This window comes from Aquimarina pacifica, assembly GCF_000520955.1.
GTDB classification, from domain to species: Bacteria; Bacteroidota; Bacteroidia; order Flavobacteriales; family Flavobacteriaceae; genus Aquimarina; species Aquimarina pacifica.
In genome coordinates, this window is record NZ_JACC01000001.1 from 242913 (window position 1) to 263834 (window position 20922).

General features: G+C 32.8%; 16 protein-coding genes. 8 read left to right on the forward strand and 8 right to left on the reverse strand.

The annotated features are described in order from the left end of the window. Positions 1 to 16: 16 nt before the first annotated feature. The 4 genes from DZ60_RS0100935 to DZ60_RS0100950 all read left to right on the forward strand — a co-directional run bounded on the left by DZ60_RS0100935 (position 17) and on the right by DZ60_RS0100950 (position 5497). A complete protein-coding gene (locus DZ60_RS0100935) occupies positions 17 to 1309 on the forward strand; it encodes an HlyD family secretion protein (RefSeq protein WP_025739681.1) in 1293 nt (430 codons plus the stop codon). Positions 1310 to 1638: 329 nt separating this feature from the next. Beyond that, the gene (locus DZ60_RS0100940; protein WP_025739683.1) at positions 1639 to 2595 is read left to right on the forward strand and encodes a hypothetical protein; all 957 of its coding nucleotides are present in this window, start codon (positions 1639 to 1641) and stop codon (positions 2593 to 2595) included. Between the two features lie 370 nt (positions 2596 to 2965). Beyond that, positions 2966 to 4417 (forward strand): immunoglobulin domain-containing protein, encoded by a 1452-nt coding sequence (locus DZ60_RS0100945; protein ID WP_025739685.1) that lies wholly within the window; start codon positions 2966 to 2968, stop codon positions 4415 to 4417. A gap of 399 nt (positions 4418 to 4816) precedes the next feature. Continuing rightward, positions 4817 to 5497 carry a type 1 glutamine amidotransferase domain-containing protein gene (locus DZ60_RS0100950; protein WP_025739687.1) on the forward strand — a complete coding sequence of 227 codons (681 nt, stop codon included), beginning with the start codon at positions 4817 to 4819 and terminating at the stop codon, positions 5495 to 5497. Positions 5498 to 5613: 116 nt separating this feature from the next. Here DZ60_RS0100950 and DZ60_RS0100955 read toward each other — a convergent pair whose 3' ends face one another. The 4 genes from DZ60_RS0100955 to tilS all read right to left on the reverse strand — a co-directional run bounded on the left by DZ60_RS0100955 (position 5614) and on the right by tilS (position 12781). Next, positions 5614 to 7488, reverse strand: coding sequence for a DUF885 domain-containing protein (locus DZ60_RS0100955; RefSeq protein WP_025739689.1), 1875 nt, complete (start codon positions 7486 to 7488; stop codon positions 5614 to 5616). Between the two features lie 24 nt (positions 7489 to 7512). Beyond that, positions 7513 to 9318, reverse strand: a complete 1806-nt coding sequence (locus tag DZ60_RS0100960) for a CocE/NonD family hydrolase (RefSeq protein ID WP_241448696.1) — start codon at positions 9316 to 9318, stop codon at positions 7513 to 7515. A gap of 176 nt (positions 9319 to 9494) precedes the next feature. Continuing rightward, positions 9495 to 11468, reverse strand: coding sequence for a protein-disulfide reductase DsbD family protein (locus DZ60_RS0100965; RefSeq protein WP_025739692.1), 1974 nt, complete (start codon positions 11466 to 11468; stop codon positions 9495 to 9497). Next, a complete protein-coding gene (tilS, locus tag DZ60_RS0100970) occupies positions 11468 to 12781 on the reverse strand; it encodes a tRNA lysidine(34) synthetase TilS (RefSeq protein ID WP_025739694.1) in 1314 nt (437 codons plus the stop codon). The genes DZ60_RS0100965 and tilS overlap by 1 nt, the downstream gene beginning before the upstream one ends. A gap of 164 nt (positions 12782 to 12945) precedes the next feature. Here tilS and DZ60_RS0100975 point away from each other — a divergent pair, with 164 nt between their 5' ends. Continuing rightward, the gene (locus DZ60_RS0100975) at positions 12946 to 13647 is read left to right on the forward strand and encodes a hypothetical protein (RefSeq protein ID WP_025739696.1); all 702 of its coding nucleotides are present in this window, start codon (positions 12946 to 12948) and stop codon (positions 13645 to 13647) included. 48 nt (positions 13648 to 13695) lie between these two features. On the opposite strand, the gene DZ60_RS0100980 is transcribed toward DZ60_RS0100975, so the two are convergent. Continuing rightward, positions 13696 to 14421: a LytR/AlgR family response regulator transcription factor gene (locus DZ60_RS0100980; protein ID WP_034228244.1), complete on the reverse strand. Its 726-nt coding sequence runs from the start codon at positions 14419 to 14421 to the stop codon at positions 13696 to 13698. A 13-nt stretch (positions 14422 to 14434) separates the two neighbouring features. After that, positions 14435 to 15541 carry a sensor histidine kinase gene (locus tag DZ60_RS0100985; RefSeq protein ID WP_025739699.1) on the reverse strand — a complete coding sequence of 369 codons (1107 nt, stop codon included), beginning with the start codon at positions 15539 to 15541 and terminating at the stop codon, positions 14435 to 14437. Positions 15542 to 15788: 247 nt separating this feature from the next. On the opposite strand from DZ60_RS0100985, the gene DZ60_RS0100990 reads away from it, so the two are divergent. Continuing rightward, a complete protein-coding gene (locus DZ60_RS0100990) occupies positions 15789 to 16373 on the forward strand; it encodes a hypothetical protein (RefSeq protein ID WP_025739700.1) in 585 nt (194 codons plus the stop codon). A gap of 125 nt (positions 16374 to 16498) precedes the next feature. On the opposite strand, the gene pabB is transcribed toward DZ60_RS0100990, so the two are convergent. Continuing rightward, positions 16499 to 17812: an aminodeoxychorismate synthase component I gene (pabB, locus tag DZ60_RS0100995; RefSeq protein WP_025739701.1), complete on the reverse strand. Its 1314-nt coding sequence runs from the start codon at positions 17810 to 17812 to the stop codon at positions 16499 to 16501. 8 nt (positions 17813 to 17820) lie between these two features. After that, complete coding sequence (locus DZ60_RS0101000) at positions 17821 to 18357, reverse strand: NADPH-dependent FMN reductase (protein WP_025739702.1); 537 nt, start codon at positions 18355 to 18357, stop codon at positions 17821 to 17823. 84 nt (positions 18358 to 18441) lie between these two features. On the opposite strand from DZ60_RS0101000, the gene DZ60_RS0101005 reads away from it, so the two are divergent. Together DZ60_RS0101005 and DZ60_RS0101010 are read left to right on the forward strand one after the other, a co-directional pair. Further along, positions 18442 to 19797 (forward strand): DEAD/DEAH box helicase, encoded by a 1356-nt coding sequence (locus tag DZ60_RS0101005; RefSeq protein WP_025739703.1) that lies wholly within the window; start codon positions 18442 to 18444, stop codon positions 19795 to 19797. A gap of 69 nt (positions 19798 to 19866) precedes the next feature. Further along, positions 19867 to 20616 (forward strand): NYN domain-containing protein, encoded by a 750-nt coding sequence (locus DZ60_RS0101010; RefSeq protein WP_025739704.1) that lies wholly within the window; start codon positions 19867 to 19869, stop codon positions 20614 to 20616. Positions 20617 to 20922 lie beyond the last annotated feature (306 nt).

Consider the following 20922-nt stretch of genomic DNA (forward strand, 5'->3'; position numbering starts at 1 on the left):
TAAGAATTACTAAATAATGCCAGAAACATTAGACGACATACAACTCCGTAGTGAAGAAGTACAAGAAATTCTGACTCGAGTACCTCATTGGATGATTCGATGGGGTAACCTATTGATTTTAGTATTGGTATTATTATTACTTTTTCTTTCTTGGTTAATTAAATATCCAGACGTAATACCTGCCGAAGCAATTATAACAACGCGAATACCACCGCAAAAAGAATATGCCAAAGTAACCGAAAAAATCGAGTCAATTTTGGTTAAGGATAATCAGAGGGTATCTCAAGGCACTCCCCTAGCCATCTTACAAAGTAGCGCTAATTATAAAGATATATTTTTATTAAAATCAGTTATCGATACTATAACTATTAGTAACGAATCTTTTAGTTTCCCTATTGATGAACTGCCAATCTTATTTCTTGGCGAAATCGAAACCAATTTTGCCTTATTCGAAAACAGTTATTCTGAATATATTCTTAATAAAGAGCTACAGCCTTTTTCTAATGAAGCTATTGCAAATGAAGTTTCTCTATCTGAACTATATAGAAGACTAGAAAGCCTTAAAGCACAAAAAAGACTAAACAAAACTGAATTAGATTTTAATAAAAGAGAATTATTACGTCAAAAAAGTCTTTTTGAAAAAGGAGTAATCTCTGCTCAGGAATATGAAGGAAAAGAACTCGAATTTTTGCAGGCCAAACGAACCTATGAAAATAATGATGTGCAATTATCTCAGATTACAGAAAGTATAAGTAATGCATCAAAAACATCAAAAGGAACAGAAATTAATAAGAGAAAAGAGGAAATAAAATTATTTAAAAAAGTATTACAATCATTCGGACAACTAAAAAAGAGCATAAAAGATTGGGAACTAAAATATGTACTCTCTGCTGATATTAGCGGTCGTGTTTCTTTTCTAAATTATTGGACTGTAAACCAAACAGTGGCTCTTGGTGATCTTATTTTTATCATTATTCCCTCAGAATCTTCTTCCTATTTAGCAAAAATAAAAGCACCTGCTCAGAATTCAGGAAAAATAAAAATTGGACAAACCGCCAATATTAGATTAGAAAACTTTCCTGATGACGAATTCGGAACGCTCAAAGGAAAAGTAAAACATATTTCTCTTTTACCAGACAAAGAAGGACTTTACCTTATTGATGTAGCGTTACCAGACAAACTTATTACAACATACAGCAAAGAAATTCCTTTTAAACAAGAAATGAGAGGTATGGTAGAGATCATTACTGAAGATCTTCGTCTAATAGAACGTTTTTTCTATCAGTTTAGAAATTTAATGGATAAGTAATAAACCACTGGTTGTAGAATTTTGCTACATTAATCTACTATTGTGTTACTATCACCACAACACATATACTACTGAAAATGATTTATGTATCCTTTCAAAAACAGTATGACATCCATTAGATAGTGGTGCACTAATATTTATTCCTAAATACCAAGTTCGTATCCCTTAGTATATACTATGACAATTAATTTTAGCCCATTCTATAATTAAATTATTATCATCTTTCTAGAGCAACCATTACACAAAATAACATTCAACACACTATTCCCTAACAATTCATTAATTTTTTAAGTTTATATTTGAGAAACAAACTAAACTTAAAACTATTTATGAAAACTCACACAAAGTATCTTAGCAAATTTTATTTTTTAATTTTGGGAGTATTATCTGTTGCTTGTAGTACAGATGATTCTGATGTATTTGAAACATCAGACACCATCCAAAGTAAAATAAGCCATACAGATGCTGCGATTGCAGCTCGATATGCGCCTATATTTTTTCAGGATGTAGACATTACCGATGGTTGGTGTAGAAATCAATCAAAAAGTGGATCTGCAGATTGGATAACTGCCGTCGATTATGATGGTGATTGGAAAACTGGAAATAACTGGGATAATATGGTCTCAGGAAGAGATTCGGGTAAACTAATCCCTTATGTATATTATTATGTAACCTATACTGAAACTCATTTCTTTATTCTCTATAGCGTTTATCATCCGCGAGATTGGACCGACATTCCTTTTTTATGCTCTTTGGATTCGCATGAAAATGATATGGAAGCTGTATTAATTACTGCAACAAGAAAATCAACCGGAGGATTCGGAGGTGTCATTGACGCCCAAACCATATGGCATACTGAAGTTTATGACTACTCATCTAGTGAATTACAACTTAACAACAGTACTGTTGCCAAAATGTTTATTGAAGCCAAGGGTCATGGTATTCGAGCTTACGCGGGCTCTTCTGACCAAGACGGAACGTATATCAAATATTACTATAATGTAGCACAAGCAGTAAGCCCAGATAAAGAGTCTGATAATTTACCACAAAATGTACATTACAACCTTTTACCATTAGAAACTACATTATGGCTTCAGCGTAATAATCCCGAAACAATTACTGGCACTGCTTTGGTTGGTGATAATGGTAACGGTAGTAATAAAGCAAGTTCTCCTTGGGGATGGGAAAATGGTATGATTTGCAAAAACCCTGCGCAATATTTAAAAAGCAAATACGGATGGTCTGATTTTTCTACAGATTATATTAGTGATACACCTATCCAATAATTAAATATCCTCTTAATTATTTAGGAAGATTTTATATATAAATTTAAAAACAAAAAGAGGAGGTTATAATTTTTCAACCTCCTCTTTTTGTTTAACCAATTCTTTTTCAAGTCAAAAAAAGTAAATTCACATTAACTTTAGACAAAAAAACTTATCAAAAAAAAAATCACTTAAAATCAATAATTTAAATATTGAAATCGTTAAAAAAAGCAAATTACTTATTTATAAATTCCCAAATATTTGTTCATAACTCATCTTAAAATGATATTCATAGTTTTATTATTATTTTCAAACAAATAAACAAATGTTAATTTTTTTAACTATATTTAATATATTCTAATTGCCCCAAAGCATGGAAAAATATTTGATAATGTTAAAATTTGTTGTTGTTGTTTTGATTTCATCAAGTACAAGTTTATTCTCACAATCTCTAAATGACTATAGATCAACTACAGATGGAGATTGGGACGATCCTTTGACATGGCAAGTATATAATGGATCCTCTTGGGTTGGGGCGACAAACTACCCTGGAGAAGTTTCTGGTACAAATAACGTGTCAATAGAAGGAGGAAATTCTGTAGACCTCAATACTACAATTCCAAATAGTATTAATTCTCTGACTGTGGGAGATGGCATAGGAGGTACGGATACTTTAGAAGTATCCAATACTTCAAGTTTGAACACATTATTAATAACAATAGAAGATGGTGGATATGCTACTTGGACTTCGAATGTTACTCTTTTTCTTCCTGAGGGAGCGGCGGTTATTATTATCCCTTCTGGTAGTTTAGATACATCAAGGCCTTGTAGTGCGGCTAAAAGAATCCAAATAGGTACAATTATCTATTCTACATGTAATGGCGGGGCGGGAGCTGACTACTCCTTTGATGATCTTAATAACGCGGGAGGAAGCCTTAGTGTTACTCCTAGCTCCAATAGTCCTATATGTCCTAGCGAGACACTTACCCTAATGGCTAACCCATCAGGAACTGGTAGTGGCAGCGCTACTATTAGCTGGACAGGTACAGGACCGGGAAGCTATTCCTTTAGTTCTTCATTAGAAAATCCAACAGAGACAGGACTAAGTTCTGGGACATATACATATACAGCGACCATATCTGATGGTTCTATTAGCAATACAAACTCTATTGATGTTATAGTAGATACGCAACCAAGCACTCCCATAAGTGGAGGGAATCAAACCGTCTGTCGTAATGCAAGTACATTTCCAACACTTACTGTAACAATAAATGCGGGAGAAACAGTAGATTGGTATACAAATAACATAGGTGGTACATTACTCCTTAGTTCAAGTACAAATTATACGCCATCCAGTGCTGGTGATTATTATGCAGAGACCCGAAACACAACAACAGGATGTATAAGCGCTACCAGAACTAAAATCACTTTATCTCTAAAATCATGTAATGTAATAACCAATAGGAGAATTACGTATCGTGTGGGAGCCACTCTTGATGTTCCGATCGGGACATTAACCAATGACTTAATTATTAATTATTTTGATGATGGACAAAATGGTTCTGGTAATTCTTATCAACTACAAGCGCAAAATAATACTGCGATCGGTTTCAATTATCAAATATGGGTTCAGAACGTTCCATACTCAAGTATACCTGGATTAAATTTAGGCAACCATACTCTCAAAATAAAAGATAATGGAGATGGCACATATAACTATCTTTTTACCAGTATTACTGCCTTGGGAGCTTATCAAAACACAATAATTAATGGATCAGGTGGAGCCCCATCACCTCTGGGAATAGGCATTGACTGCGGATGTATTACTTTTTACAAAATATAAAAAAGCATTGTATTTTTAAACTGAAAAATTATAAATTCTTCTGTACTTTTTCATAGGCAACATTAGATAGACGAAACATAAAAAGTTATTCGAACTAATAACAACCATAAATTTAATAATCAATTTACTACGCATCCTAAACAACAATGTGCTTTAGTTAGTCAACATGTATCAAATCTACCGTATTCTTTTTCGTTCGACAGCATCATTCACAAAAAATAAATCTCTAAAAACTTAAGTTACCTTTAAGATATATTGAAAGAAAAATATCGGATATTATCAAATAAACCTTTTTAAAAATACTTTTACTTAATTCACTATTTGTGAATACTTAAACTTTTTAAAAAAGACAAACTCGCTATCAATTCAGAGTTACTATTAACACAAAAAAATGAAAAAATGAAAAACATATTATTTGTTTTAACAAGTCATGAAGATTTAGGGAACACAGGACATAAAACTGGTTTCTGGATAGAAGAATTTGCAGCTCCTTATTATCTCTTAAAAGATAACGGAGTTGCAATAACTCTTGCTTCTCCCAAAGGTGGTCTGCCACCTATCGATCCCAAAAGTGCTACACCAGATTTTCAGACTTCTGCTACGCTACAATTTAATGATGACATCGAAACCAAGGAACTTTTATCTAAAACATTAAAACTAGAAACAATCGATTCGTCGGATTATGATGCGGTATTTTATCCCGGGGGCCACGGACCACTTTGGGATTTGGCAGAGGATAAAAACTCTATTGCTTTGATAGAAGATTTTTATAAAAACAACAAACCTGTAAGTGCTGTTTGCCATGCACCTGCAGTATTTAAAAACACAAAAAATATCGATGGTACTCCCTTGGTAAAAGATAAAAAAGTAACAGGTTTTACCAATACAGAAGAAGATGCTGTACAATTAACTTCTGTCGTTCCCTTTTTGGTTGAAGATATGCTTAAAGAAAATGGAGGCAAGTATTCTAAAGGTGAAGATTGGACTCCCTTTGCTCAAGAAGATGGTTTATTAATTACAGGGCAAAATCCAGCTTCATCAGAGTTAGTCGCAGAATTATTACTAAAAAAACTGAATTAATACCTGTATTTGTTCTCATAGAAAGAAAATCCCGATGTAGATTAAAAAATACATCGGGACTTTTTTATAACTAATTTATTATATCTGTTAAGACAGCATTAATAAGAATTACTATGCTACAATGCACTTATTTCTTCTTTGTTTCTATCTGACTTCTTTGATGATATCCATAAAGCCACTAATTCTTCAAGTACATTTAGAGGTACAGGGCCATTAGTTAATACCACATCATGAAACTCTCTTATATCAAATTTTTCTCCTAGTACTTTTTTGGCATCTTCTCTTAATTCAAGAATTTTATTCATTCCTATTTTATATGCTGTTGCTTGGCTTGGCATTACAATATGGCGCTCAACCATTTTTATGGCATCGCTTTCTGCGTTTGGTGTATTATCAGTATAATATGCAATCCCTTGCTCTCTTGTCCATTTTTTAGCATGAATTCCTGTATCTACTACTAATCTACATGCTCTCCAAAGCTCCATGGCTAATCTACCAAAATCAGAATAAGGATCTTTATATGCACCTATTTCTTTGGGTAAAAACTCTGAATAGAGTCCCCAACCCTCTACATATGCTGTATATCTTCCGTGCTTCCTAAATTTGGGTACATCTTTTAATTCCTGTGCTATCGATATTTGCATATGATGCCCTGGGATTCCTTCATGATATGCAAGGGCTTCCATCTGATACTTCGGCATAGCCGACATATCATATAGGTTGGCATAGTAACTCCCTGGTCGTGTGCCATCAGGCGTACCTCTTTGATAAAATGCTTTTCCGGCACTTTTCTCTCTAAATGCTTCTACTGCTTTTACAATGATATCAGCTTTTGGTTTGGTTATAAAAAGTTGATCAAGTTTTGTCTTCATAGAATCAATCAATACTGCGGCCTGACCTAAATATTCCTCTTTTCCTTCTGGGGTATCCAGAAAATAAAATTGCTTGTCCTCTTTCATAAAAGAAAAGAAATCCTTCAAGGTTCCTTCATAAGATACTTGCTTCATCACATCCTTCATTTCATTATGAATACGTGCTACTTCCGTAAGCCCTAACTCATGAATTTCTTCTGCAGTCATTTCTGTTGTAGTAGTTCGTTTTAATGCATTATTATAAAAGGCTATTCCTTTAGGAAATTTCCAGGCACCGTCTTCGGTTGTAGCTCTTTGCTCTTGTTCTTTCAGAAGGGAAATAAGTGAATCAAAACCTGGCTTCACCCCTTCTAACAAGGCTTTTTTTGCACCTTCTAACAACGAATTTTCTTCTTCTTCAGGAAGTTCTAAAGCTGCCACTTTAGTACTAAAATCTGCAAATAATGTACTTTGTTTATTCGATGTATCAAATGGCTGACCGGTGATTACATTTTGGCAATCATCAAGTACTTTAGAAAACACGAATTTGGGTAAAAGTATTCCATTCTTTTCTCTTATTTTGATGTTTTCAACCACTTGTAAAAACATTTCATCTATACCATTAAGCCTCGAAATATAAGCTTCTGCATCACTTTTATTTTCTATCCTATGCATATTAATCATAAAAGCAGGAATCTCAGACTGAACCCCATGCATTTGATTTACAGGATAGGTATAAAAACGATACTTATAATCTTCAATATTATTTTCAAGTTTTTGTTGAAAAAGAGAATAACTCAATGCTGTAGATTCATCGAGCTTTGCGATATCAACAGAGTCCTTGAGATAAGAAAGGCGTTCTTTTGCTTTTTCAAATTTTTCTAATTCTCTTTTTGATGAGATATCATCCCATTTTCCATAATCTGCTGTTTTAATCCCTAAATAGGTTTGCATTTTTGGAGATTTTGCAACATCGTCCTCGAACTGTAATTCGAACCAATCATTTAATTCTTTTGAATGTTCTTCTATTGCAAGAGCTAATGCGGCTTCATCTATTTCTGGTGTTTTCACCTCCTGTTTACACCCAAAAAGCATAGCGAGAGACGAAAATAATATGATGTTGATTTTAGCTTTATTCATGGTTTAAATAATTTTTTTAGTTAGTTACTTTAAAATTGTAAATTCTATAGAAGAGTCATAATATACTTTATGCGTTTGTTTTGTGAAATCAGATTCTTTTGCCTTAAAAATGTTCGGTACATACGTCTGAGGGTTCAAGTCTATTAACGGGAACCAAGTACTCTGCACCTGTACTTGAATCTTATGTCCTTTTTTGAAGGTATGGTGCACATCTTGCAGTTTTATGCCTACAGCTGTTTTTTTATTCGGTTCAAATGGTTCTGGAGTACTAAAACTATTTCTAAAACGGCCTCGCAATACTTCGCTTCTAACCATCATATGATAATTTCCCATTTTAAGATATGATTGCGTTTCTTTTGTATCGGGAGTATCATTAGGGTATACATCTATAACTTTGACTATCCAATCTGCATCTGTACCGGTAATCGCTACGTTAAGTTTTGCCATTATAGCTCCAGAGAGTGTCATATCCTCTGTAAGCACTGGGGTTTCAAAAACTAAAACATCAGGACGACGAGCTGCAAATCTCTGATCATCTGTCATATATTTTCTTGGTGTAAAAACCATTTTTATATCCTCAGAATACGGTACTGGTTTTTTAGGATCACTTATAAACTCAGAATATCCATTACCAGAACTATCAGACAAAATTTCGTTTTCAGTTAGATAAAATATTTTCTTTTCTGAATTTTTGGGTGGCCATGAAGTATAAGAGTTCCATTCTTTTTTACCCGTATCAAAAATTTGAATTTCTGATAGCCCCGTATTTTTATCTCCGTTGCCCTTTAGAAAATGATTAAAAAAACGGGCCTCAACATTCTTCTGGAAACCAGTAGAAAGGCTATCTCCAAAATATACATTTCCTATTGCCTGACGTTCTTTGCCCCTAGCCCAGTCTCCGTGACTCCAAGGTCCGAAAACCATAGTATTATAGTTAGCACTTGTTTTCTCAATTGTTTTGTAGGTCTCTAAAGGACCATAAAGATCTTCTGCATCAAATAGACCTCCTACAACCATTACAGCTGGTTTGATATCTTTAAGATGCTGAATTATCCCTCTTTTTTGCCAAAAATCATCATAGTTCGGATGCTCCTTTAATTGTTTCCAAAAAACATTATCATCTTTATAATAAGCATCTAGATTATGTAAAGGCCCTATGTCTAAAAAAAACTGATATTGATCTTCACTCTTTAGATCAGGAAATGTATACCAACTCTCTTTTAAAGGTTTTGTTTTTTCGTAACCAAAAACGGCAGTAGCTCTCCAATAACTTAATAAATACGCGCCATTATGATGAAAATCATCAAAAAAGAAATCACCAATACATGCCTGTGGAGAAACCGCTTTTAATGCTGGATGCGCATCTAATAACGAATAGGTTGCATAAAATCCAGGGTACGAAATACCCCAAATCCCTACTTTCTTATTTGTATTCGAAACATTATTAATCAACCATTCTATAGTATCATAGGTATCACTGGCTTCATCAAATTGGGTTCCTTTTTTATTTGGAATATATGCCCGCATATTATCATAGACGCCTTCACTCGCCCATCGACCTCGTACGTCCTGATATACTATTATATTGCCTTCTCTCATCATAAACTCATTCGGACCTATGAGGTTTCTAAATTGATTTTCGCCATATGGTCTTGAGCTGTAGGGGGTTCTTTGCATTATAATAGGATACTGTTTTGAAGTATCTTTTGGAGAATAGATCGTAGTATGCAGTTTTATACCATCGCGCATTACGATATCTACTTCTTTTTTTGAATAATGATCTTTTACCTTATACTCAGTTATTTCCTGAGCATTACTTATTAATACCATCAATAAAAATGACTTAATAAATAATATAAACCTGACTGATTGCATTTGATTATGTTGAGTTAGCTGATCAATATAAAAAAATGCAACTGGCGGGGATTGTGTTTTAAGGAGATTTTAACATGCTTTATAACAACCAATGGTGTTGAAATAATTTACATTTATTTTAAAGGTTTCATTTATTTAGCAAAATTCTCTATCCCCGTTTGTAACCAGTGTAAATACTCAATAGCATCAGGAGTATATGCTGTGGTATGGTTTAACAAATTCATATCACTATCTAAAAGAACGTAATATGGTTGAGAATTATTTTTGAAGTTTATGGTTTGAAATGTGGCCCATTTATCGCCTATGGTACGTATATCTTTAACTCTTCCGTCGGGTTTTAAAAACTTAAATTGCTCTTCACCGGATAACTCTTGTCGATCATCAACATATAATGAAATAAGTATATATTCATTTTTTAGGACATTCATAATTTCGGGATGGCTCCATACTTGCTCTTCCATTTTACGACAATTTACGCATGCCCATCCTGTAAAATCTAACATAATAGGTTTATTTTGAAGTTTTGCTGCCTCAATTCCTTTTTCAAAATCTGTATACGCATTTAGCCCCAAAGGTCCATGTGCTTCTTTTTCATAAACACTATAAAATAATGGTGGGGGGAACCCACTTAATAATTTAAGATTAGCATAAGCCGTATTGGTTAGTCCAGGTAAAAGATAAAACACAAATGCCAATGTAAGTGCTCCTAACACCTTTCTTCCTGCACTTATTTTTTTAATAGGACCATCATGAGGAAAACGTATTTTACCAAAAAGATAAAGAACCATTGCAATACCTATGACAATCCAAATACCAATAAATACCTCGCGTTTTAATAGTCCCCAATGCTGTACAAGATCGGCATTTGATAAAAACTTAAATGCCAATGCTAATTCTATAAATCCAAGAACTACTTTTACTGTATTAAGCCATCCTCCGCTCTTTGGTAAAGAATTTAACCAGTTAGGAAATAATGCAAAGAGTCCAAAGGGTAATGCCAAGGCCAATCCAAAACCGCCCATTCCAAAGCTTAATTGTATGGCGCCGCCATCACTGCTCAAGGACCCTCCTAATAAAGAACCCAAAATTGGACCTGTACAAGAAAAGGAAACCAAAGCTAAGGTTAATGCCATAAAAAACACCCCGATAATTCCCCCAATACTATTTGCTTTACTATCTAGTGCATTACTCCAAGATGCGGGTAATGTAATCTCAAAATATCCGAAAAAAGATATTGCAAAAACGATAAAAACAATAAAAAAGACAATATTAAGAGCTACGTTGGTTGAAATATTATTGAGAATTTCTGGATCAACTGAATCTAATAAATGAAAAGGTAGGCTTAATAAAACATAGATAATAAAAATAAAAAAACCATACAAAATTGCATTAAACAGCCCCTTTTTCCTATCCTTGTTTCCTTTCGTAAAAAAAGATACTGTTAATGGTATCATAGGAAAAACACAAGGTGTAAATAAAGCAATTAGCCCTCCTAAAAAGCCTAAAAGGAATATAGTAAAATAGCTCTTTTCTTCTTCTTGTTCAGACAGAAAAACATCTTTCCCCTTAAGATCGATCAATAACGTATCTGATTTCGTTTGATCATCTGTTGTAATACTGGATTGATCTCCTTTGTTCTCGGCTATATTTCCGTTCAGGTGTACATCAAATTCTATTGCTTCTGGAGCCAAACATTTTTCATCATCACAAATAGAGAAAAAGACTTCTGCTTTTATAGAAGTTATATCTTTATTAATGCGTCTGATCTTTTGTGTAAATACGGCCTTATTCTCAAAATACTTAACATCCATTTCAAAGATATTATCATACTTTTCTATGCCTACAGGTTCTTGTGTTTCTCCTATCAACTCATAAGTTTCGGGAGATGCATTAAATGTAAACTCGGTTGGTGTTGGTGCTATGGCTTCTGGATCCTCTGCTTCTTGTTGAGAATATAAATGCCAACCTTCGGCTAAAACAGCTTCGAACTTAAGAATATACATTTCCTCTGTGCCCTTCTCTACAGATCCTGTCCAGGTTATTTCATTTTGAGAGATCACACTTACCGAATAAAGCAGTGTTATTAGTATAAAAAAGTACCTCATCAGGTTATAGTTATTTTAAGTATTTGTTTTGTTTTGGGTGTTATTCTATATCTATTATCAGCTCGGTAGTTAATAATCCAAACAATTTCTTTTCCTGAGCATAATAGCCAAACCCGCTCTTTTGCTAATAAAGATAGTTTTTCATCTTTAAAATATTTGCTTAACTTCTTCTTCCCTTTCATTCCCAATGGATAAAAATAGTCGCCTTCTTCCCATTTTCTTACAATAAGAGGATACTTTAACTTTTCTTTATCGACATATATTGTTTTAAGGTCTGTCCCTAAAATTTCATCTACCTCTTTAAACTTAAGGGTACCCGAAGGAATCATTAACATTCTTTCTGCTTCTAAAATCGAATATGTGCGTTTTGATATTTCTTCGGATATAGAGCTCAAAAGTATATAATCCCGATCTTTAACCAATCTATGGGTTTTTGAAAAAATCTGTTTTCCAGACTGAGCACTACTAATTTTACCGATATCATCCCATGCTGTAAACCCATATTCTTTCAGCATAAAATAGAGACATGTTTTGGGGTTACCGAACTCACGCAATCTATGAATAGGAATTCGTACTCTATCTCCCTCATATTCTTCAAACAATTCCTTTTTAAACCTAACCACTTGATCCTTAATAAACTCATTACTCTGCTTAAGATATGACAATGTGGTATTAAAGTTTTCTAAAAACTGTGGAGTAATCGATTTTAATTCTGGAACCACTTCATGTCTCAAGGCATTTCGCATGTACTTAGTACTACTATTACTACTATCCTCTCGCCATTTGAGTTTATTCTGTTTCGAAAATTGCAAAATTTGATCTCGAGAAAAAGGCAATAACGGACGAACAATACAATTATTTACCTCTGGGATTCCTGTCAATCCTTCAATCCCCGTTCCTCTGGATAAGTTTATCAAAAAGGTTTCTAAATTATCATCGCTGTGATGCGCTGTCAAAATATAATCAAATTGATACTCCATCGTTAACTCTCGAAACCAGTTATACCGAAGTTCTCTTGCTGCCATTTGAATAGAGAGCTGATTATCCTTAGCATAACCACCTGTATCGAAACGTTTTACAAAAAAAGGAGATCTTACACTATCTGCAAACTCTTGTACAAAACTCTCATCCTCATCACTTTCTTCTCCTCTCAAAGAAAAATTACAATGGGCTATACTAAATTCTAAGCCTAATTTATGGCATAAATGAGAAAGCGTGATACTATCTATACCTGCACTACATGCAATCAATAACTTGCTACCTAAAAGAAATGTGAGGTTGGTTTTAATATGGTCTTTAAATTGTTGTATCAACAGATTAGGGATTAACTATTAATTTGGTTATTCAAATATACGATTTTGAATTGCTCAAACAATTTTGTGAATAAAACATATTTAATTACTGGTTATCAAGTTTTTAACACCTTATGTTATTTGTTTTTGTTATTTTTAGATGACAACTCTTAAATCATTTACAAATGAATAGCACTTTAGAATTACAGAAATTTTATGAGACTGATGATCAAAGAGAATTCAGTAAGAAATTATTATCAATTGTTCCGCATCTGCATCCTTATGTAAAACATCGATTATACATCGCCGAAAGTGTTGGGATTTTACCCCAAAACATGTATTGTTCTAATGGTGTTATCGATGATGCAATATTAAAGCTATATCATGACGACCTGAATATGCAAATAGACACATTATCACTTGAACTAAAGCTCTTTAAACTTTCTGATGAATTAATTGATGAGTTATATGTTCGAGAGGGTTGGCATCAAAAAAATATTAGTATCAGTTACTTTCTTAAAAGTGAACTAGAGAAATTAGAGGAGAGTTATAGCGTTGGCGGGGATAATGAACTTGTTATGAAAGAGGAACTGACGGATATTTGTTATCATCAAAACTTTGAAAACAAACAAAACTTTATCTACGATGATATGGATTCTGTGATTATGAAAATGATCGACTCAGAATCCTCTTCAGATTATAGAAAACAAAAGCTATTGGGGAAATTTTATAGCTGGCTGCCTTTAGAAGCTTCAAAAATTATTGACTTATTTGTTTTTGGTAGACTAAATTTTGAAGAAATAGCAACTATAAAAGAGATAAGTGTGCAAGAAGTTAAGGAAGTTATTATAGACGTTAGAAAGAGTTTTAGAAAAAACTTAATATAAATTGTAGTAAATCATTACGAATATTTTAATCGAAATGATCCCATGACTCTAGTCATTTTTCCATAATTTATTACCCAAAACTCTTTCTTTAATTTCTTTTCTATAATTTCTACTAATGGGTATGGCCTGAGAACTGATCATAACTTGATGATTTTCTATAGCATCAATTTTAGGCAAAGAAACGATATAAGATTTATGAATCTTCATAAATTTCTTTCCTTTTAGTTTTCGCTCAACATTTTTAAGAGGTAATAACGATATATACTTTTTATCTGAGGTATATATGGTTACATAGTTCTGTAATGCTTGAATAAAAAGAATATCATCAAAATAAATCTTTTCAAACTTCTGATTACATTTTATAAAAAAGTAATCCTCTTTAATTACATCTGCATTTGAATTATTACTCAAAGATTGTAAGGTAAAAAAATCATTTGCCTTATTAACTGCTTTTATAAAACGTTTCAATGTGATTGGTTTTACCAAATAATCTAATACATCTAACTCAAATCCATCTATTGCATAGCTTGGGTATGCGGTAGTCAAAATAACCATAGGAAGATCAGGTGTAATTTTTAAAAAATCAATACCATTGATAACTGGCATCTGAATATCTAAAAAAACAAGATCTACTTTTTCTCTACTCAATATATTGGTCAGATCTATAGGGTTTGTTCCCTCTCCCACTTTTTCAAGAAAATCTATTTCTGTTATATAATTATTTATACATTCTCTTGCCAAAGGCTCATCGTCAATAATAACGCATTTTATCATAATCAAAAAGATTTTAATTGCCCTCCAAAATTGTAAGGTTTAGTGTGAGCTTTACTTTATACAACTGTTCTGATTGACTTATATTGAGCGTATAATTGTCTGGATATAATAACATCAATCTTCGTTTTACGTTTTTCAAACCTAATCCCCCAAACTCAACGGCATCTACAGATCCTTTAATTTCATGAGATACTGTATTAGAAATATCAAATACAAATTGATCTTCTATCATTACAATTTTAATATCTATTTTATTAGGGACATCTGTGTGACAGGATATATGTTTAAAAGCATTTTCTATAAAAGGCATTAATAAAAAAGGTGCAATAGAGAAATTTTTGGCTATCAAAGAAGGTAATTCTGTAGTAAGAATAAAATTATCATTCTGTCGTAATTCTTCTAATTCTATAAAACTTCTTAAATATGAAATCTCCTTATGCAATGGTATTTGTGATGCATTACATTCGTATAGCTGATAGCGTAAAAGTTCAGAAAACTTAACCAATGACTCTGTTGCCATCTCTGTATTCTTATTGATTAATACAAATATTGAGTTTATGGTATTAAATAAAAAGTGAGGATTAAATTGTGATCTCAGAAACTTAAGTTCTGTTTCTAGTTTTTCTTTTTCGAGAATTTGTTGCTTCTTTTGAGATGAAAGCCAATTTTTAGCTAGCTTAATACTCATCCCAAGGGTCATAGATCCTATTGACGAAGGCAGGGTGTTTTTCCAAAAAAACTTAGACAAACTATTAAAACATATTTCTCCTCCCAAAAAATAGCACCAAACGAAATTGGGAATAATAATGAGCAAAGCAATGACCAAAATCGTTACGATAACAAATGTTATATATAAAATATACTTTGATTTTTCTAAATACCGTGGTATGAGATAATACAAACAAAAATAAACTCCGGTTGCCTGAAAGATTACAAAAGAGACAAATGAAACGAATGTCATTGGATCACTAATTTGGTGAAAAACCTTTGACACTCCTCCCTTAAAAATAGTCCACCACAAAAAGTGATAAAAAAACCAGAAAAACAAATGATATACCTTGTTCTTAACTATCCAGTCATATCCTTTTCTTAGACTTCTAAAAATAATCTCTGTGCTCATATCTATTACCAAACTTACAATATTCTGTTAAAAACACACTCCTTCAATTATAACCTGCATTATTTTATTGATCAAGTGTATGTTTTATAGCATAAAGTGAATCTTCTATAGTAAAATGATAAGAATACGTGATTATTTATAAAACATGTTATTTAATCAGTTATAAATGATCTATGGTCAATCTGATTTTATAAAGCTTAATTCTCACCGTTGATTTGTACCGTAACCTTATAAACATATAGAAGTCATGAGAAAAATACTATTAGTCCTATTTACAACAACAATTGCATTGACAACAAATGCACAAGAAATGATCGCAGCTGTCAGCAACCCATCATACGAAATTAAAATCAGTGACAAAATGATGCAAGATGCCATAGAAAAAGCTACCTACGAAATAAAGACCAATTCGTCTAATGTAGAAACGAAAAGGATATCGAAGTTTGAAAGAGAAATACAAAACAAAAACACCCCGAGTTACACAAAATACTTCGAAAATCTGGCTTCAAAAATGGGTGAGAGAACAATTGCAAAAAAAGGAATACCTGATGAGCCATTTCACTTAAAACTAAAATCAGATAAAGGACATATGAAAATTACCTATGATACAGATGGAGCACTAATTCATGCCAAAGAGAGGTTTAGTAATATTGCACTACCAAAAGATGTGAGAAAATTCATTTATCAAAAATATAAAGGATGGTTGATAACAAGTACATTATATGAAGTCGAATATAACCAAGGTGAATCCCCAATTTTGGAGTATGCCATATTACTTCAGAAAGACAACCAAATGAAAAATATACGAATAGATGCGAATGCTATCAAGTAAAGAATTCAAACAAATTTATATTTCTAGCTTTTAGCTACTCACTCTTTATTAAAGATGAGTAGCTAAAAGCAAATTAGCCGTTTTGAGCATCAAAAGGGCTTGCAAATTTCTAAACAATAAAGTAACTAGATACTTTCTTCAAGTACCTCTCTCATCGCTTTTGCTTTGAGTAGACATTCTTCATATTCTTTATCTGGATCAGATTTTGCGGTGATTGCTCCTCCTACTGTGTAAGAGATATACTGCTTCTCCTCATTATACAAAATACTTCGAATTACCACATTAAAATCAAAATCTCCTACTGGTGAAAAATACCCTATAGCCCCACTATAAACACCTCTTTTAGAAACTTCTAGCTTCTCGATAATTTGCATTGCAGACACTTTTGGAGCTCCCGTCATACTACCCATAGGAAAGGTAGTCCTTATGATGTCAACCGGTGACTGAGACGGGTCGACCTCAGAAGCTACTGTAGAAATCATTTGATGTACTTGTTTAAACGAATATATCTCACATAATTCTTCTACTATTACAGAACCTCTTGTAGCTGTTTTTGATAAATCATTACGAACAAGGTCAACAATCATAATATTTTCAGACCTTTCTTTTGGGTCTTTTTTTAACGCTTCTAAGAGTTCTCTATCTTGATCAATATTCTCAGACCGTTTTGCAGTTCCTTTTATGGGTTGAGAAATAACTTTTTCTCCTTGTTTTAGCAAATATCGTTCTGGTGATGCTGACAAAACATACTGCTGATTCATTTTTAAAAAAGTCGCGAATGGTGGTGTTGAAATATCATTAAGATGAAAATAAGTCTGTAAAGGGTCTATACAACTATCTTTAGCAAAAAACTCCTGACAAAAATTAGCTTCATAAATATCGCCTCGATGAATATGACTCAACATTTCTTCAACTTTCTTTTTATAACTGTCTTTTGTCATTCTAAGACTTATTTTCACTTTACCACAAGCAGAATCTTCGTTATTTGATATACGAGTTACCGCAGCAAAAGTTTTGATTATGGTAATATCCTGATCAATTTCATCATCTACCATTCTTAGATAATGTACTTCAAGTTCATTGCCTTTAATTAAAAAAAGTCTTTTGGGTTGAAAGAAAAACAAATCTGGAAAATCCAATTCATCATGATTTTGGGATCGTAATGTTTCGGTATCATTCTTGAGATCGTATGACAAATACCCAAAGATCCAATCTTTTGCTTGCTCTTGATATTCTTTTAATTTATCAAAACCACTATCATAATCTGTTTTTATAGATGTAAATGCATCTACTGCCAAAACAGCATCATAATTCGAAAATTGCTGGGTATAATCATTAGAATCCAGCCAAATAATTTCTTCAAATTGTTGTGCCCAATATGTCAGTTGAATTTTAAATTCTGATGGATTATCTATGGTATATTTTTTAATACTCCTCACTAGATTTCTTAAATTTGATGCGCAAAGGTACTTACAACCTCTTTTAATCCCAACGAAAGTGTCTCGTCTGTGACCTTATTTGATTCTTCAGAAAAATTATCATAAAAAGAAGGAAAACTAAAACTATCAACAATCTCTGCTCCGAATCTTGGGAAAACTGTCTTCGCGAATTCTAAGGCGCTTGCTCCTCCCCGTTTCCCAGGCGATGTACTCATAAGCAAGACTTTCTTCCCTTCAAGAAAATTACGATTTAATCTTGATAACCAATCAATCATATTTTTAAAAAAAGCTCCCAAACTACCATTATGCTCATTTACAGAAATAAGTAACGCATCTACATCAGAAATTTGTTGATTAAGCGCCATGAGTATTCCCGGAAAACCATTGTTTTTTTCTTCATCTTCACTATACATAGGCAACTCGTAATCAATCAATTCTATCGTCCTTACATTATGTTCTGTAATTTCTGAAGCTACAAATTTTACTAATTTATTATTTATAGAAGTACTGCTATTAGAGCCTGCAAAGGCAAGAATTTTTTTCATGATAGTCATATTAGAAAACCAAATGTAACCAAAAAGCAAACAGTCCCAAAATAAGGCTACCTTTGTATCCTAAAAATATAGCAATTGAGTTTTAGAGATTTAAATTTAAGTACACAACTTCTTAATGCCTTAGATGATTTAGGGTTCAATATACCAACCCCAATTCAGGAACAAGCTTTCTCTCCCGTTATGTCGGGAAAAGATGTTGTTGGCATCGCACAAACAGGAACAGGAAAAACATATGGCTATATGTTACCTATTTTAAGAACGTTAAAATATTCTGTTCAACAAAACCCTAGAGTCCTTGTACTTGTGCCAACCAGAGAATTAGTAGTTCAAGTAGTTGATGAGATAGAAAAGCTTTCTACATATATTAATCTACGTATAACGGGTGTCTATGGTGGTACCAATATTAATACGCAGAAACAAGCTGTTTCTCAAGGATTAGATATTGTAGTTGCAACTCCTGGGCGTTTATATGACCTCGCAGTAAGCAGAGCTTTACAACTTAAATCCGTACAAAAATTGGTAATTGATGAAGTCGATGTTATGATGGATTTAGGATTTCGTCATCAACTTATGAATATTTTTGACATCCTACCAAAACAACGGCAGAATATTATGTTTTCTGCTACCATGACAGAAGAAGTTGAAACGCTTATTTCTGAAATTTTTGTGAATCCTCAAAAAATATCAGTCGCAAAAAGTGGAACTCCTCTACAAAACATTCGACAATATGGATATCAGGCACCTAATTTTTACACAAAAGTTAATCTTTTAGAACACATTATTAGCGACCAAACCGAATATAAAAAAGTACTTCTGTTTGTAAGTAATAAAAAGATGGCGGATAGATTATTTGATCGATTTGAGAAAACGTTTCCCGAACAATGTGCTGTTATCCATTCTAATAAAACCCAAAACTATCGACTACGAAGTATAGAAGCTTTTGAAAATGGAGAAAGTCGTATCCTCATTGCTACTGATGTCATGGCCAGAGGACTTGATATCGATGATATCTCGCACGTAATTAATGTTGATACACCTAGCTATCCAGAAAATTATATGCACCGTATTGGTAGAACGGGACGTGCTAAAAAAGAAGGTATCTCTTTTGTCTTAACCACAGAAAAAGAAAAAGAATTCCTTGATGCAATTGAGAGTTTAATGGATATGGAAGTAGAACAGGTTCCTTTTCCTGATCAAGTCGAAATCTCTAAACAGCTTACCCCCGAAGAAGAGCCCAAAGTAAAAGAAATCAATAATCCTAATAAACGTAACGAGGATGAAGTCGGAGAAGCATTTCATGAAAAAAAAGCTAAAAACCAAAAAGTAAACTTAGGTGGTTCTTATCAACGTATAATCAAAAAGAAATACAAAAAACCTAAAACTAAAGGAGACAAGACATATAATCTTAAGAATAAGAAAAAAAGGAGATAATTTACTCCATTCAAATAATTGAACATTAAAAATAGTTCCCTATCCTTTTACTAAAGCATACATATAATTATGGATTTAAATCTAGCAGTTCTCATCGACGGTGACAACATCCCATCAACCTACATTAAAGAAATGATGGAAGAAATTGCTAAATATGGCAACCCGACCATCAAAAGGATTTATGGAGATTGGACCAAACCTGATCTATCAAAATGGAAAAAAATTCTTCTTGAGAATGCCATTACTCCCATACAACAATATGGATATACCAAAGGTAAAAATGCAACAGATTCTGCCATGATTATTGATGCCATGGATATCTTATACTCAGAAAAAGTAAATGGGTTCTGTTTGGTGTCTAGTGACAGTGATTTTACACGTTTAGCCACCAGACTAAGAGAAGCTGGTATGAAAGTTTTTGGTATCGGAGAAAAGAAAACTCCGAACCCATTTATTGTGGCCTGCGATAAATTCATTTATCTAGAAATCTTAAAATATGAAAATGAAGAGGTAATTTCTGAAGCCAATAGGAATACTCAAAATAATATCGATAAGATTACCCCAAAAGACATCAAACTCATCGCTTCTACTATATCTGATCTTGCTGATGATGAAGGTTGGGCTTTTCTTGGCGAAATAGGAAGTCTTTTACAAAAAAAACAGCCGAATTTTGACTCCAGAAATTATGGCTTTCAAAAATTGACACCATTAATTCAATCTATTAATCATTTCGAAATAGAAAAACGAGAAGCTGCAAAAGGAAAATCTATCCTTATCTATGTTAAAAACAAAGCCAAAAAAAATACTTCAAAGAAATAGTTTTATAAAAATACCTTAATAAAATTGCGATCACAATACCTCCTAATTTCAGGAAAGGAGTAATAAATGGTATAAATTAAAATGGTACCCAAACGCTAGTTGCTTTCTTTTTTGTACACTTCAAATCACAATTACTTGTATAATTTTTTTACCCCTATTTTCAGTAATCTAATTTCTACTGAAAAAAGGGATTTTTATTATAAGTAAAATACTGAATTTTAGACCGAAAACAAAAACACCTCACAGCCAGGTATCTGATATCTCATAATTACCAACTTGGCTTAGTCAAAAAATTAAAACTATAAT